The organism is uncultured Phocaeicola sp. (assembly GCF_948499155.1).
Taxonomy (GTDB): domain Bacteria; phylum Bacteroidota; class Bacteroidia; order Bacteroidales; family Bacteroidaceae; genus Phocaeicola; species Phocaeicola faecalis.
Window position 1 is genome coordinate 21,227 of record NZ_CAOOSE010000015.1, and the last position, 15,649, is coordinate 36,875.

15 protein-coding genes are annotated in these 15,649 nt (G+C 44.0%); 11 read left to right on the forward strand and 4 right to left on the reverse strand.

From position 1 onward, the window contains the following. Nucleotides 1–33 precede the first annotated feature (33 nt). The 5 genes from QYT14_RS11590 to deoC all read left to right on the forward strand — a co-directional run bounded on the left by QYT14_RS11590 (nucleotide 34) and on the right by deoC (nucleotide 4,475). Entirely contained in the window at nucleotides 34–558 is a 525-nt protein-coding gene (locus QYT14_RS11590; RefSeq protein ID WP_237040079.1) for an adenine phosphoribosyltransferase, read from the forward strand. A gap of 313 nt (nucleotides 559–871) precedes the next feature. After that, on the forward strand, nucleotides 872–2,695 hold the full coding sequence (uvrC, locus tag QYT14_RS11595; RefSeq protein ID WP_237040080.1) for an excinuclease ABC subunit UvrC: 1,824 nt from the start codon (nucleotides 872–874) through the stop codon (nucleotides 2,693–2,695). A 57-nt stretch (nucleotides 2,696–2,752) separates the two neighbouring features. After that, on the forward strand, nucleotides 2,753–3,205 hold the full coding sequence (gene dtd / locus QYT14_RS11600; RefSeq protein ID WP_288325478.1) for a D-aminoacyl-tRNA deacylase: 453 nt from the start codon (nucleotides 2,753–2,755) through the stop codon (nucleotides 3,203–3,205). Nucleotide 3,206: 1 nt separating this feature from the next. Further along, entirely contained in the window at nucleotides 3,207–3,527 is a 321-nt protein-coding gene (locus QYT14_RS11605; protein WP_005945269.1) for a nucleotide pyrophosphohydrolase, read from the forward strand. Between the two features lie 6 nt (nucleotides 3,528–3,533). Continuing rightward, on the forward strand, nucleotides 3,534–4,475 hold the full coding sequence (gene deoC / locus QYT14_RS11610) for a deoxyribose-phosphate aldolase (RefSeq protein ID WP_288325477.1): 942 nt from the start codon (nucleotides 3,534–3,536) through the stop codon (nucleotides 4,473–4,475). A gap of 315 nt (nucleotides 4,476–4,790) precedes the next feature. On the opposite strand, the gene QYT14_RS11615 is transcribed toward deoC, so the two are convergent. Next, nucleotides 4,791–5,765 carry a polyprenyl synthetase family protein gene (locus tag QYT14_RS11615; RefSeq protein ID WP_288325476.1) on the reverse strand — a complete coding sequence of 325 codons (975 nt, stop codon included), beginning with the start codon at nucleotides 5,763–5,765 and terminating at the stop codon, nucleotides 4,791–4,793. A 91-nt stretch (nucleotides 5,766–5,856) separates the two neighbouring features. On the opposite strand from QYT14_RS11615, the gene polA reads away from it, so the two are divergent. After that, nucleotides 5,857–8,721, forward strand: coding sequence for a DNA polymerase I (gene polA / locus QYT14_RS11620; RefSeq protein WP_288325475.1), 2,865 nt, complete (start codon nucleotides 5,857–5,859; stop codon nucleotides 8,719–8,721). 400 nt (nucleotides 8,722–9,121) lie between these two features. After that, nucleotides 9,122–9,508: a DUF3836 domain-containing protein gene (locus QYT14_RS11625; protein WP_237040085.1), complete on the forward strand. Its 387-nt coding sequence runs from the start codon at nucleotides 9,122–9,124 to the stop codon at nucleotides 9,506–9,508. Nucleotides 9,509–9,587: 79 nt separating this feature from the next. Here the strand turns inward: QYT14_RS11625 and QYT14_RS11630 are convergent, their stop codons facing one another. Then, nucleotides 9,588–10,637 (reverse strand): BF3164 family lipoprotein, encoded by a 1,050-nt coding sequence (locus QYT14_RS11630; RefSeq protein ID WP_288325474.1) that lies wholly within the window; start codon nucleotides 10,635–10,637, stop codon nucleotides 9,588–9,590. Nucleotides 10,638–10,727: 90 nt separating this feature from the next. Then, the gene (locus tag QYT14_RS11635) at nucleotides 10,728–10,952 is read right to left on the reverse strand and encodes an NVEALA domain-containing protein (RefSeq protein ID WP_288325473.1); all 225 of its coding nucleotides are present in this window, start codon (nucleotides 10,950–10,952) and stop codon (nucleotides 10,728–10,730) included. A 242-nt stretch (nucleotides 10,953–11,194) separates the two neighbouring features. Between QYT14_RS11635 and ychF the strand changes: the two genes are divergently transcribed. The 4 genes from ychF (at nucleotide 11,195) to QYT14_RS11655 (ending at nucleotide 14,805) form a co-directional block, all read left to right on the forward strand. After that, on the forward strand, nucleotides 11,195–12,298 hold the full coding sequence (ychF, locus tag QYT14_RS11640) for a redox-regulated ATPase YchF (RefSeq protein ID WP_288325496.1): 1,104 nt from the start codon (nucleotides 11,195–11,197) through the stop codon (nucleotides 12,296–12,298). A 76-nt stretch (nucleotides 12,299–12,374) separates the two neighbouring features. After that, nucleotides 12,375–13,307, forward strand: a complete 933-nt coding sequence (locus QYT14_RS11645) for a ketopantoate reductase family protein (RefSeq protein ID WP_288325472.1) — start codon at nucleotides 12,375–12,377, stop codon at nucleotides 13,305–13,307. An 8-nt stretch (nucleotides 13,308–13,315) separates the two neighbouring features. After that, nucleotides 13,316–14,146 (forward strand): prolipoprotein diacylglyceryl transferase, encoded by an 831-nt coding sequence (gene lgt / locus QYT14_RS11650; protein WP_288325495.1) that lies wholly within the window; start codon nucleotides 13,316–13,318, stop codon nucleotides 14,144–14,146. Next, nucleotides 14,143–14,805, forward strand: coding sequence for a chloramphenicol acetyltransferase (locus tag QYT14_RS11655; protein ID WP_288325471.1), 663 nt, complete (start codon nucleotides 14,143–14,145; stop codon nucleotides 14,803–14,805). The genes lgt and QYT14_RS11655 overlap by 4 nt, the downstream gene beginning before the upstream one ends. A gap of 241 nt (nucleotides 14,806–15,046) precedes the next feature. Here the strand turns inward: QYT14_RS11655 and QYT14_RS11660 are convergent, their stop codons facing one another. Beyond that, nucleotides 15,047–15,610, reverse strand: a complete 564-nt coding sequence (locus QYT14_RS11660) for a porin family protein (protein WP_288325470.1) — start codon at nucleotides 15,608–15,610, stop codon at nucleotides 15,047–15,049. Between the last annotated feature and the right edge of the window lie 39 nt (nucleotides 15,611–15,649).

Genomic DNA, 15,649 nt, shown 5'->3' on the forward strand with positions numbered 1-15,649 from the left:
GTTATTTAATTATTAAACAATAAAACGCTGGTTATGAGCAAAGAAACGCTATTAGCTAATTTAAGAGAAATACCTGATTTTCCTATCCCGGGTATTTTATTCTATGATGTCACTACGCTGTTCAAGAGTGCCGAGTGCATGCAAGAAATGTTGGACACATTGTATGAGATGTACAAGGACAAAGGCATCACCAAAGTGGTGGGTATCGAATCGCGAGGCTTCATCATGGGTGGTGCTTTGGCCGCACGTTTAGGCGCAGGTTTTGTAATGGCACGTAAACCGGGCAAGCTCCCCGCTGAAGTATTGGAGGAAACATACGCTAAAGAATACGGAACCGACACCATCCAAATACACAAGGATGCTATCAGTGAAGACGATGTTGTTTTGCTGCACGACGATTTATTGGCTACAGGCGGAACAATGGCAGCCACTCACCGCTTAGTGCAGAAGTGCGGTGCCAAGAAAACATATATCAATTTCATTATAGAATTAAAAGAGCTGAACGGAAGAAAAGCATTCCCTGCAGATATCACTGTGGATACACTGCTGCAATTATAACTTCGCCTGCAGTCGAAAAATGTACTTTGGAGGTGTGTCAAAACTAAAATGGCCTATCCAATCGTCAACTGTAGAGGCAGGGGTTGCCTGCCCGAAGACACAAAGCAAACTGTTTTCGGGCGAGCGAACCTGGCCCCTACGAACTAAACGACAGTATTATCCACATTTTGACACAACCCCATATTCCGAATAATGTATTCGCGAATAGCTGCGAATAACCAAACATTACCGCTACAGCCAAAGATAGTATATAAACCTTTGGAATAGACGTATGAAATCCGTCTTTAGCCCAAGACAATAACATTGTAACAATATGGAGAAAAAAGAAGAGATTAGCACCAATGAATATCTGAGAGGAATTGTTCTCAATCTTCCCGAAAGCCCCGGCATTTATCAATATCTGAATGCTGAAGGAACCATTATTTACGTTGGAAAGGCAAAGAACTTAAAACGTAGAGTCTCTTCTTATTTCAACAGAGAACACCCTAACGGAAAGACCCGAGTGTTGGTCAGCAAGATTGCAGATATCCGTTATATCGTAGTGAAAACGGAGGAGGATGCTCTCTTACTCGAAAATAACCTAATCAAGAAATACCGTCCGCGTTACAATGTGATGCTGAAGGATGACAAGACCTACCCTTCTATCTGCGTAAGCAACGAATACTTTCCCCGCATCTTCAAGACACGTAAGATTATACGCAACGGCTCCAGTTATTACGGCCCGTATAGTCATGTTCCATCGATGTATGCCGTACTCGATTTGATTAAAAAGCTCTATCCTATCCGTACCTGCAAACTGAACCTCACCCCGGAGAATATCAACGCCGGAAAGTTTGATGTCTGTCTGGAGTATCATATAAAGAATTGCAAGGGACCGTGCATAGGACGCCAGTCTCACGAAGATTACCTGAAAGACATCAGTGAAATCAAGGAAATTTTAAAAGGTGATACACAAATTGTGAGCGACCTGCTCATGGAGGAGATGCAAGCTTTGGCTTCTGAAATGAAGTTTGAAGAAGCGCAAAAGATAAAGGAAAAATACGACCTCATCGAGACCTATCGTTCCAAAAGTGAGGTTGTCAATTCCATCATTCATAATGTCGATGTATTTTCCATTGAAATGGATGAAAACTCAGCTTACATCAATTACCTCCACATCACCAACGGTTGCATAAACCAAGCCTTCACATTCGAATATAAAAAGCGTTTGAATGAAACCAAAGAAGAACTTTTGCAATTGGGAATAGTGGAAATGAGGGAACGATACAACAGTACTTCACGCGAGATTATTGTTCCTTTCGAGGTGGATATGGAGATGAACAATGTAACTTTCACCATTCCCCAAAGAGGTGAGAAGAAACACTTGCTCGACCTTTCCGTCATGAATGTAAAGCAATATAAAGTAGACCGTCTGAAACAAGCGGACAAGCTGAATCCCGAGCAAAAGAAAGTGCGCATCCTGAAAGAAATACAAGACCAACTGCACATGGAGAAAATGCCTGTCCACATCGAATGTTTCGATAACTCCAATATCCAAGGCTCGGATGCCGTAGCCGCCTGTGTGGTGTTCAAAATGGGTAAGCCCAGCAAACAGGACTATCGCAAGTTTAATATTAAAACGGTAGAAGGCCCCGATGATTATGCCTCCATGAAGGAAGTTGTCCGACGCCGCTATACTCGTGCCGTCGAGGAAGGTTCTCCCCTGCCCGACCTCATCATTACTGACGGTGGAAAGGGGCAAATGGAGGTCGTTCGTGAAGTGATTGAAGACGAACTTCATCTGAATATTCCCATTGCCGGACTTGCCAAAGACCGCAGACACCGCACCTCGGAACTGCTTTACGGATTTCCTCCACTTACCATCGGCATTAAACAAAGTACACCGTTATTTCATCTTCTAGAGAATATACAAGACGAAGTACATCGGTTCGCCATCACTTTCCATCGTGACAAACGGAGCAAGAGTCAGGTAGCCTCTGCTTTGGACAGTATTCCGGGAATCGGCGAGAAGCGTAAATCCGCCCTTCTAAAAACGTTTAAGAGCGTGGCACGCATTAAAAAAGCCACACTAGAAGAAATAGCTGCCGTAGTGGGCGAAGCCGCCGCTAAAAATATCAAAGAAAGCCTTACAGAATAAAAGGGATTTTCTACCTTTGCATCTATACTACCTGCAAGAAACGATAAAAAATAAAATATGAGAATAGTTATACAACGAGTAAGCCATGCATCCGTCACCATCGATGGGGTCTGCAAGTCGGCCATAGAAGAAGGATTAATGATATTGGTAGGCATTGAAGAAGCTGACAATCAGGAAGATGCAGACTGGCTATGCAAAAAGGTTATTGGTCTGAGAGTGTTTGATGATGAAAATGGAGTAATGAATAAGTCCATCCTCGAGGCTGAAGGTAACATATTGGTTATCAGCCAATTTACTTTATTCGCATCCTATAAGAAAGGCAATCGCCCCTCTTACATCCGTGCGGCACGGCCTGAAACAGCCATTCCTTTATATGAATACTTCTGCAACGAACTCAGCATCGCCCTTGGACGTGAAGTAGGCACAGGAGAATTCGGAGCCGACATGAAAGTTGAACTTCTGAACAACGGCCCTGTTACTATATGTATGGACTCAAAAAACAAAGAATAATATGACACTGGAAGAAGCACAGAAAGAAGTAGACCGCTGGATTAAGACATACGGTGTGCGCTACTTCAGCGAACTGACCAATATGGCCGTACTGACTGAAGAAGTGGGTGAGCTGGCCCGCATCATGGCACGTAAATATGGTGACCAATCCTTCAAGGAAGGTGAAAAATGTAACCTTGCAGACGAAATGGCCGATGTGCTTTGGGTGCTTCTCTGCCTCGCCAACCAGACAGGTGTAGACCTGACGGAAGCCTTTCATCGGAATCTCGAAAAGAAAACAAACCGAGACAAGGACAGACATAAAAACAACCCCAAATTATAAAAAATTATGGAACATAACCACGATTGTAGCCACGGTCACGAACATGACCACGGACACGAAGACGCTCATGACAAGTATATGGAAGCACTTGCCAAATACAACACCCATCTGAATGATGAAGATGTAAAAGCAAAAGTAGCCCATTTCATCGAAGAGTATCTGGCTGAAAACAATACACCGGAAGTTAAGAAATTCCTCTTCCATTGCATTGACCTCACCACGTTAAAGTGTACCGACTCGGAAGAAAGTGTGATGAAATTTACCGAGAAGGTGAACGATTTCGTTGATAAATATCCCGATTTGGACAATGTAGCCGCCATTTGTGTTTACCCCAATATGGCAGAGATAGTAAATGATACGCTGGAAGCCGACAAGGTAAACATTGCCTGTGTATCGGGGGGATTTCCCTCTTCACAGACATTCATTGAAGTGAAAGTAGCAGAAACAGCCATGGCTATTCATAGCGGTGCAGACGAAATAGACATTGTCATCTCGGTCGGTAAGTTCCTGACAGGTGACTACGAAGGAATGTGCGATGAAATCGAAGAATTAAAAGCAGTATGCGGAGACAAGCATTTGAAAGTAATTCTGGAAACAGGAGCACTCGGAAATGCTTCCAACATTAAGAAGGCATCCATTTTATCGATGTATTCGGGTGCAGACTTCATCAAGACCTCTACCGGCAAAGAGAATCCTGCCGCCACTCCCGAAGCGGCCTATGTGATGTGCGAAGCCATCAAAGAATATTATATGGCTACGGGCAGAAAGGTCGGCTTCAAACCTGCAGGAGGTATCAATACCGTGCACGATGCACTGGTATACTACACCATCGTAAAAGAAATATTGGGTAAAGAATGGTTGACCAATGAATTATTCCGTTTGGGAACAAGCCGCCTGGCCAATCTGCTCCTTTCCGAGATTGTCGGTCAGGAAACCAAGTTCTTCTAAGAGCCGCATACGCCACCATTATCGATGAGGGTAAATGTGTCGAAACAAAAATGCCCCTTCCGAAAAGTTACAGATTGTAACTACCAAACTTAAAAGAGCCGTATCAAACTCTGTCGCGAGTAATGATACGGCTTTTTCTCTTGCTTTTAACGACACCATCATACCCCCAAACAATGGGCATTGTTTGGGAAAGTTGTTTCCATTGTTTTCATAAAGTGTCCCTATTGTTTTGAGAAAGTCTCCCTTCGGAAATTAAATTACCTGTCCATCTAAAAAACGCTTGAAGCAATTCCCTATTCCAGCTTGAGGTGAGGGCTATTTTTCCCGTTCTATCACGTAATCAATATAAGCAGTCAAAGCATCTTTAATGCCTGTGTCGGCTGTGGAAGGAAGCAACTCCAATGCTTTATTACGATAGTCCACCATCACCTGTTTAGCATACTCTATACCGCCATTCTTCTTCACATAATCGATGAAAAGGGATATTTCTGCATCTGTGGCGTCCAAGGATTTAATGCGAAGCGCCAATTGGCACATCCGCTCATCCCCCAAAGTATTCAGAACATGCAATGCCGGTAATGTCAACTTACCCTCATGCATATCATTGCCGGTCGGCTTGCCTATCTCATCGGGAGAATAATAATCGAAGATATCATCCTTAATCTGGAAAGCAATCCCAATCATCTCACCAAACAACCGTGCATTTTTCACCATTTCATCGGAAGAGTCGACCGCTACAGCCCCGGCTTCGGCACTGGCTGTAAAGAGAGCGGCTGTCTTCTTACGAATCACATCATAATAAACTTCTTCGGAAAACTCGGAAGCATTGATATTGGTCAACTGGATAATCTCACCTTCTGCAAGATTTTGCCCCAGCCGTGCCACCAAATCAACAATACGGATAGAACCCGTCATGGCAGAATGCTTCAGACTGGTAGCCAACATATAGTCTCCCACCAATACAGATACCTTATTATTATAGATAGCATTCACCGACGACTGCCCGCGTCGCTTATCGCTTTCGTCCACCACATCGTCATGCACCAGACTTGCCGTGTGAAGCAACTCCAGCGAAAGAGCGGCATGAAGTGTAGAATGATTGATTTCACCGAATAATTTGGCCATCAGCAACGTCAGGATAGGACGCATCATCTTGCCATTCCTCTGCTTAATATAGGTCAGCACCTCACTAAGTAAAGGATTGGAGCTTTGGAGCGAAGCGTCAAACAAGGATTTGAACTCTTCAAACTCCTTAATAATAGGCAATTTGATTTGCTGTAACTTCTCCATACAGGTTAATTTGAGCACAAAAGTAGTAATAAAACGCGGAATACGGTATTTTTTTGTACTTTTACCATGAAAAAACTAAAGATTTTTAAGAATGGACAAACTTTTTCTGCTGGATGCTTATGCATTGATATATCGCGCATACTACGCTTTCATCAAAAGCCCGCGTATTAACTCCAAGGGTTTCAACACTTCAGCCGTACTCGGCTTTGTCAATACGCTGGAGGATGTATTGAAAAAAGAAAACCCGACACACATTGGTGTAGCATTCGACCCTGCCGGACCTACTTTCCGCCACGAAGCATACGAACAATACAAGGCCCAGCGCGAAGAAACGCCGGAGGCAATCCGTTTGTCCGCACCTATTATAAAGGACATTATCCGCGCTTACCGCATTCCCATTCTTGAGGTTTCAGGTTATGAAGCCGATGATGTAATCGGTACATTGGCTACCGAAGCCGGACGGCGCGGCATCACAACTTATATGATGACTCCCGACAAGGATTATGGCCAACTGGTGAGTGATTATGTGTTTATGTACCGTCCCAAATATGGTGACAAAGAATTTGAGGTAATGGGGATAGAACAGGTAAAAGCGAAGTTTGATATCCAGTCGCCGGCCCAAGTCATCGATATGCTGGGATTAATGGGTGACTCATCCGACAACATCCCCGGCTGTCCGGGCGTGGGAGAAAAGACGGCACAAAAACTCATCGCCCAATATGGAAGCATTGAGAACCTCCTCTCCCACACCGATGAGTTGAAAGGCGCACTGAAGACAAAGGTGGAAACTAATCGAAAAATGATTGAGTTCTCCAAATTTCTGGCGACCATTAAAATCGACGTTCCCATTGCGCTGAACATGGACGAGCTGAAACGTGAAGAACCCAACGAAGAAGAACTTCGGAAGATTTTTGAGGAAATGGAATTCCGCACACTCATCGACCGCGTTTTTAACCGTGAAAAGAAAACGGCTTCGGCAAGTGCGGCTTCAAAGTCACACGGCAATGCACAAGGCTCACTTTTCGGTGACCAACCTTCGTTATTTGACCAGCCGAGCCCTTCGTCATCTTCACAGGCTTCATCGCAAGGCAATCTCTTTGCAGAATTTGAAGACGAGAATACAGGAAGCGGAAATTATTCAAATCTCGCATGTTTAGAAAACTTAAAATACGACTATCAACTCGTTGATACAGAAGAGAAAAGAGTCGATTTAATACAAAAGTTACTTACAAAAGAAACTTTCAGTCTAGACACGGAAACAACAGGAACCGACCCTATCACCGCCAAACTGGTAGGAATGAGTTTCAGCTACGCCGAAAACCAAGCTTTCTATGTTCCCATTCCCGCCGAACAAGAAGAAGCACAAAAAATTGTTAATGAGTTCCGACCGGTATTTGAAAAAGCAGGAGCACTGAAAGTGGGACAAAATATCAAGTACGATATGTTGGTGCTAAGCAACTACGGAGTGGAAGTTTGCGGTCCGCTGTTCGACACCATGGTAGCACACTACGTGCTGCAACCCGAACTGCGCCATAACATGGACTATCTGGCAGAAATCTATCTGCATTATCAGACGATTCATATAGAAGAGCTCATCGGACCTAAAGGCAAAAGCCAAAAGAATATGCGTGACCTCCCTCCCGAAGCTATATATAAGTACGCGTGCGAGGATGCCGATGTCACCTTAAAGCTAAAGCATGCACTAGAGAAGGAACTGAAAGAGCAAGGAGCCGAAAAACTCTTCTACGAAATAGAGATGCCCCTAGTACCCGTCCTTGCCTATATGGAAAGAAATGGCGTGCGTGTAGACACGGAAGCACTGAAACAAACCTCGGAGCATTTCACAGCCCGCATGAATCAAATAGAAGAAGAAGTGCACCGGTTGGCAGGGACAGACTTCAACATTGCATCGCCCAAACAAGTGGGAGAAGTCTTGTTTGACAAGTTACACATCGTAGAAAAAGCGAAAAAAACAAAGACCGGCCAATACGTGACCAGTGAGGAAGTATTGGAAAGTCTGCGCGGAAAGCATGAAATAGTGGGCAAGATTCTGGAACATCGAGGACTGAAGAAACTACTCGGAACCTATATCGATGCCCTACCCCTGCTTATTAATCCGGAAACAGGCAAAATACATACGTCTTTCAACCAGACGGTAACCGCCACAGGGCGCCTCAGTTCGAGTAACCCGAACCTGCAAAATATCCCTATCCGCAACGAAGACGGTAAAGAAATCCGCAAAGCATTCATCCCGGAAGACGGATGCGAGTTTTTCTCTGCCGACTATTCTCAGATAGAGCTCCGCATCATGGCCCACTTAAGCGGTGACAAAAATATGATAGAAGCCTTCCGCGAAGGAGACGACATCCATGCCGCCACAGCCGCCAAAGTATATAAAATAGCCATCGAAGACGTGACGCGCGAACAACGCAGTAAAGCCAAAACCGCCAATTTCGGTATTATCTACGGCATCTCGGTGTTCGGACTAGCAGAACGCATGAATGTTCCCCGCCAAGAAGCTAAAGAACTGATAGACGGCTATTTCGAGACCTATCCGCAAATCAAGGAATATATGGAGAAAAGTATCGAACGAGCACGTGCCAACGGTTACATCGAAACCATCTTCGGCCGTAAACGTTTCTTGCCGGACATCAATTCACGCAATGCCGTAGTACGCGGATATGCTGAGCGAAATGCCATAAACGCTCCCATTCAGGGAAGTGCAGCCGACATTATCAAGGTAGCCATGATTAAGATATTCCAACGCTTTCAATCTGAAAGTATACGCTCAAAAATGATACTTCAGGTGCATGATGAGTTAAACTTCAGCGTTGTGCCCGAAGAAAAGGAAAAAGTACAGCAGATTGTAATGGAAGAAATGGAAAAAGCCTATCTGATGCAAGTACCTTTAAAGGCAGACTGCGGCTGGGGAAATAATTGGCTGGAAGCACATTAACAAAAGTACATAAGCAGACAATACGCTATATCACAACATATTAAAGGAGACCATTCGTTTGGTCTCCTTTTTTATCCGCCTATCATTATCGTACGCTCAAGCCCCTGTTTATCCCCTTCCTCCCCAAAGACCGCCAACCCGATAACACAGAAATAAACAACTGTCATTTCCCCGCTACTCCCCTATTATTCAAAATAAATACATGAGGCCCTTTTTCTCCCCCTTAGATATATTCTGTTACATACCGAAAACTTCAAATTATTAATATTTGTTTATTCAGTGACATTTTGCAAAAATATTATCTTTTTATTGCAGATTTGTTAGGTTGTTCAATTTCTTTTTGTACATTTGCACCGCTTTTAGAAACAATATGAAAGTAACAATCTAACACGCTAATATCATGAAGAAGATTAATTTTTTGAAAGGAATGCTCTCTGTAGCAATGCTATTTATTGCCAGCCTTACAATTTCCGCTGCAAATCCGGGTGACAACCTGATTCACAATACAGAAGAAGTAAACGGAGTAATTGTTTCGGAAACTGTTTTCAAGATGGACGGTAATATGCTGACCAATTACATGAAGCACAACTATAAGTACGATGCAAACCAACAACGTACCGAAGATGAAACCCAGAAATGGAATAGCAACAAGAACTGTTGGGAGAACACCCTCTGCATCCGCTACACTCACGGAAACAAGAGCATTACTACCGAATATTATAAATGGAACTCTAAGAAGAAAGAATATATACTAGTACCTGAAATGACCGTAACTATGGATAAGTAAATCTATTCTAACAATCTAACACTTTTCATAAAAACTCTACGAAAGGGCAGCCGTGAAGGTTGCCCTTTTTAGGGATTACTCAATTGGGTAATTCCACTTCGGAAAGCATATATCCTCCCCCATCCGAATCAACTCCCAACAACAAGATTCTGCGTCTTTCCTCGTCTATAGCCATATTGGTATATTTGCCCTCCAACCGCATCATCTTCGCAGGCTCTCCATTCCAAGCAAACAATAACAATTTGTTTCCTCCATAATCTTCAGGCCCTATTCTTTCTTCACCGGAAAAAAGCCCGATACAATAATTCGTAGAAGATTTCAAATCGACAAAACCTGTCTTGTTGTCTGTCCGAAAGACCACAGGCGATACATTATCTCCAGTCAGTTCGTAAATAGGATGTTCAAAACTATATTCTTTTATCAAATGCCCGCCATTATTCATATCATAAAAACAGATAGACTCACCCATACCACAAGCTACCGCCAAGACTCCTTTCTTTTCCTGATAAGCCATCGTTCCTTGGTAGATAAAACCATTTTCGGCATCCGTATTTTGACGGCGATAACCCTTCGGATAATGACCAAACAAACTCACAACATGCCCCCTACCGTCAAGCAAGGCCAGGCGATGTCCCTTCACTATGCCCGAAGCCAAAAAAGCATCTTCACGAAGAGGTATCACCTGAAAGGCCGCCGACAAGGAATCGTCCACATTGATCTGAACGCTCCGGTAAGAAAGGGATCCTCCATCCTGTTCTACAAATACCAATGACGACCTGCCGGCATCCCACAAACAAAGCGAATTACCCACTTGCGAAATATTCCCCAAATGAATAAATTCATCCGGGCCCATTCCACGCGAAGCGAAGTCACCCAAGAAAGTTCCCTTCAATCCGTCAAACACCGACATAAACTTAGGCTGATGAATATCACCCAACAAAAGCATTCCATCCTTATAGTCCATCAAATAAGGGGTTCTAAACTCTTCAGTCGAAATCGGTGAAGCCACAACAGAAGCCATTGTCTGATCTTGAAACAAATTCACCATAGAGTTTTCCACCTTATCATCGCAAGAAAAGACACTAAAACAAATGCAGAGCGACAGAACTCCACGAATAATCTTTCTCATATTTCTATAAAAAGCACCCATATCACTAATAATCAGCACATAAAAAACACCTTACTTACAAAATATTGTAAGCAAGGTGGAAAATCTTAGTTATTTCTTATATTTAATGCCTGGAAGTTTTATAGACCCTTCATAACCGCACGTATATGTATATGGGGCAATACAATCATAATTACCACTTTCATTACCAGCCAAAGCCTCTATATTAGCCAAAGCAATATCAGACACTGATTCAACCTTATAAGAATCATACACACCATATCCTATACCTAGGATGAACACGGACATAAGAAATACATTGAAAATCTTCTTCATAATCTTAATTTTTTATTATTACAGGGCGAAAATACACAAAAAAAAGACCTGCCAAACAAAAATGGTACAATTCTTCCCAAGCAAGGATATGAACCACCCCATAAATCGTTCCAATCAACAAAAACCGCCGATTACATTAAAAACGCTAAAACCTTACGCTACTTATGAAAGAAATCCGTATCTTTGCAAATCGTCTGAAAGCAGACAAAAGAACAGACAATAAATACTTAAGATATAAAACAATGGCTTTACAATGTGGCATTGTCGGCCTTCCGAACGTAGGAAAGTCGACACTTTTCAATTGCTTATCAAATGCAAAGGCTCAAGCAGCCAACTTCCCTTTTTGTACCATCGAACCCAATGTAGGCGTCATCACCGTACCCGACGAACGTTTGACCAAGCTTGCCGAGCTGGTCCATCCGGGACGCATCGTACCCACCACAGTGGAAATAGTTGACATAGCCGGACTGGTGAAAGGCGCCAGCAAAGGCGAAGGATTAGGAAACAAATTCTTGGCCAATATCCGCGAGACAGACGCTATCCTGCACGTGCTCCGCTGCTTTGACGATGAAAATGTAACCCACGTGGACGGCAGTGTAGACCCTGTACGCGATAAGGAAATCATCGACACCGAACTCCAGCTGAAAGACTTGGAGACCATTGAAAGCCGCATCCAGAAAGTGCAGAAACAGGCACAAACGGGTGGTGACAAGGTGGCCAAGCAAACATACGAAGTGCTTGTCAAATACAAAGAAGCCTTGGAGCAGGGCAAGTCTGCCCGCACCGTACAATTTGAAAGCAAAGACGAACAAAAGATTGCCAAAGAATTGTTCTTGTTGACTTCCAAACCGGTGATGTATGTATGCAATGTGGACGAAGCGAGCGCAGTCAACGGTAACAAATATGTCGAGATGGTGCGCGAAGCGGTAAAAGAAGAAAATGCAGAAATCCTGGTCGTAGCAGCCAAGACAGAAGCCGACATTGCAGAACTGGAAACATACGAAGACCGCCAGATGTTCCTGCAGGAAGTAGGTTTGGAAGAATCAGGCGTAAACCGTTTGATTAAAGCAGCCTACAAGCTGTTGGATTTAGAGACATTCATCACAGCCGGAGAAATGGAAGTGAAGGCATGGACTTACCGCAAAGGCTGGAAAGCCCCCCAATGCGCCGGAGTTATCCATACCGACTTTGAAAAAGGCTTTATCCGTGCCGAAGTCATCAAATACGAAGATTACATTCATTATGGTTCGGAAGCAGCCGTAAAGGAAGCCGGAAAGATGGGCATTGAAGGCAAGGAATATGTGGTGCAGGATGGCGACATCATGCACTTCCGCTTCAATGTGTAAGATATTCTCTTGTTGGGCAATTGTTAGATATCATTAACAACTGCCCAACATAACATTAATCAATCATATACCCAAAATGACAAACAACGAACCTAACTTTCTTATTATAGGAACCGGTGGCGTTGGAGGCAGCATTGCCGGTTTTCTTGCTTTAGCAGGAAAAGATGTGACATGCATTGCTCGTGGCAAGCACCTGGAAGCCATCCGCGAAAAAGGACTTCACTTGAAGTCGGATTTAAAAGGCGAACATTACCTTCCCATAAAAGCCTGTACAGCCAAAGAATATGACGGACAAGCAGACGTCATCTTCGTATGCGTAAAGGGATATTCCATCGACTCCATTCAGGACGTTCTGGAACGCGCTTCGCACCCAGACACTTTAGTGATTCCTATCCTGAATGTGTATGGAACCGGTCCCCGCATCGGCCGACTTGTTCCACGTGTAACGGTGCTCGACGGCTGCATATACATTGTCGGTTTCGTATCCGGCACAGGCGAAATCACGCAAATGGGCAAGATATTCCGCCTTGTCTTTGGAGCACGCCCCGAACAAGGCATAGCTCCCGAACGCCTGAAAGCCATCGCAACTATACTGATAGATGCAGGTATCAAAGCAGACATATCGGATGACATCAACCGAGACACTTTCATCAAATGGTCCTTCATCTCTGCCATGGCATGCACAGGAGCTTATCACGACGTACCGATGGGCGCATTGCAGCACCCCGGCGCAGAACGCGATACCTTTATCGGCCTGTCGCGCGAAAGTAGCGAAATGGGACGTCGCATGGGCATCATATTTCCCGAAGACCCGATAGAATACAACCTGAAAGTAATTGACAAGCTAGACCCCCAAAGCACTGCCTCCATGCAGAAGGACATTGCCAAAGGCCACGAATCAGAGATACAGGGAATGCTGTTCGACATGATTGAACTGGGAGAAAAACTGGAGGTGGACATGCCTACTTATCGCAAAGTGGAAAAGAAATTCAAGACCTGTCATTCGTAACCCCCCAAATTATGCACCAATTACTCCATATCGTCTGGAATCCCGAAATAGAGGCAATCTCTATCTTCGGCATCACTATCCGTTACTATTCCATCCTGTTTGTCACAGGACTGATTTTGGCCTACTGGGTCATCTCCAAACTGTATAAAGACCAAAAGATTCCGTATGAGAAATTTGATTCCCTCTTTATTTACTGCCTGCTGGGTATCGTTGCAGGCGCACGGTTGGGGCATTGCCTGTTTTATGAACCGGGCTATTGGCTTTCCCACCCTCTCGAAATGATTCTTCCCGTCAAGTTTATAGACGGAGGCATCAAATGGACAGGCTATCTAGGTTTAGCGAGCCACGGAGGAACCATCGGATTGCTACTCTCCCTTTGGATTTATGCCCGTAAAATGAAATTAAACTATCTTTCCGTACTCGACAACATTGCCATTGCCACCCCTATCGCCGCCTGTTTTATCCGTTTGGGCAACTTGATGAATGGCGAGATAGTCGGCAAACTGAGTAATGTGCCCTGGGCATTCATCTTCCCCCGCGAAGGAATGGAACCGCGCCATCCGGCACAACTCTATGAAGCCATAGCCTATCTCATCATCTTCGTCATAGGACTGTCTTTATACAAGAAATACAAAACCTCCCTCCTTCCGGGTTTCTATTTCGGCTACTGCCTCACCACCATCTTCGTTTTCCGCTTCTTCGTAGAGTTTATCAAAGCAAGCCAAGAAGCATACGAAGACAGCATGATGCTCAATATGGGGCAATGGCTCAGCATTCCGTTTATCCTTATCGGAGCACATTTTATGTATCACTCTTTCAAACCGGCTAAAAACAAATGAAACATATCATAGACATTGACACTTGGGAACGTCGGGACAACTATAATTTCTTCCGCACTTTCCACAATTCATGGATTTCCATCACCAGCGAGGTAGAATGCGGCGAAGCCCTTGCTGCGGCAAAAGCCTCCGGACGCTCCTTTTTCCTTTATTATCTTTATGCCATCCTTCGGGCTGCCAATGAAGTGAAAGAGTTCAGATTTCGTACAGACAAGCATGGAAATGTAGTTTATCATGACACGGTGGACATGAGTACCCCCATCGCCGTGCCGGGAAAGACCTTCTACACGGTGCGCATCCCCTATCATGAAGATTTCGAATGTTTCTATGCAGAAGCACGCCGCATCATCACTTCTATCCCCGAAGACGGCGACCCATACGGCACCGACAAAGAGATAGAAGAAAAAGGAGACTATGATGTAGTTCAGCTCAGTGCCACTCCCCAGCTTTACTTCACCTCGCTCACCTACACCCAGAAAGAACCGGGGCACCCGCTGGACTATCCATTAATGAATGCAGGAAAGGCTGTCATCCGGGGTGGAGTGCCGGTGATGCCCATCGCCTTGACTGTCAGCCACGCTTTTGTAGACGGAGCGCATATAGCACAGTTCTTTCAGAAAGTTGAAAAGACAATGAAAGAACTGGCTGAAGCCAAATAACAGGTTAAAGGAAGGGATACCATTTCATGACCACGCACGAATGATATCCCTTTTACTAGAATTCCTTAAAACAGTCAATGCACTGTCCGGCTTCACATTCAGCAATGAATCTACCTGATATAGACAAATATCTTATTCAAAAACGGTATCCTATAGAAACCTGTAAGGTAGAATTACGTAAACCATAGGTCGGTTGCGCCTTCATAAGCGTTTGTTTTTAGTTTCTCTCCTACTGCCACTTTTAGAACTTATAACCTATACCAACAGAAAGTGTCAGCCCATGCCCTCCATAGTTCACAAAATTCGTTTTCAGAGAATACTTACAGTCCATAGAAACGAACCAATGTTTATGCTCCACAGACACTCCCCCTTTCAAACCGTAAGTGAAATGGTTACCAAAATCAAGATGCCACCATTCGCCATATTTCTGCTGACATCCGAACATAGCATACTGCACATAAGGCCCTGCATTAATACGCATAGAGAAAGCATCACTCAACTTCACTTTAAAAGAAGCCAATACAGGAAGTGTCAAAGCATATTGGCTAAAAAACGCATCTACCTTTGTCTTGTCCTTCGAATCATTTTCTTCGTAAGTAAGTATCAACTGCGGTTGGATATACCATGATTCACTCAACCGGATATCATACAGCCCACCAACATAGCCACCGGCTCTCCATTTAAATCCTTTGGCAGAAGTAGTTGACAGATTAACACCACCGACCACTCCCCACCGGTTCTGAGCAGCAGCCGAAAATACTACAATCATAAAAAGCGACATCAAGAATAATAACTTTGCTTTCATATCTCTTTGTTTTAAAATGATGCTGCAAAGTTAGGATGA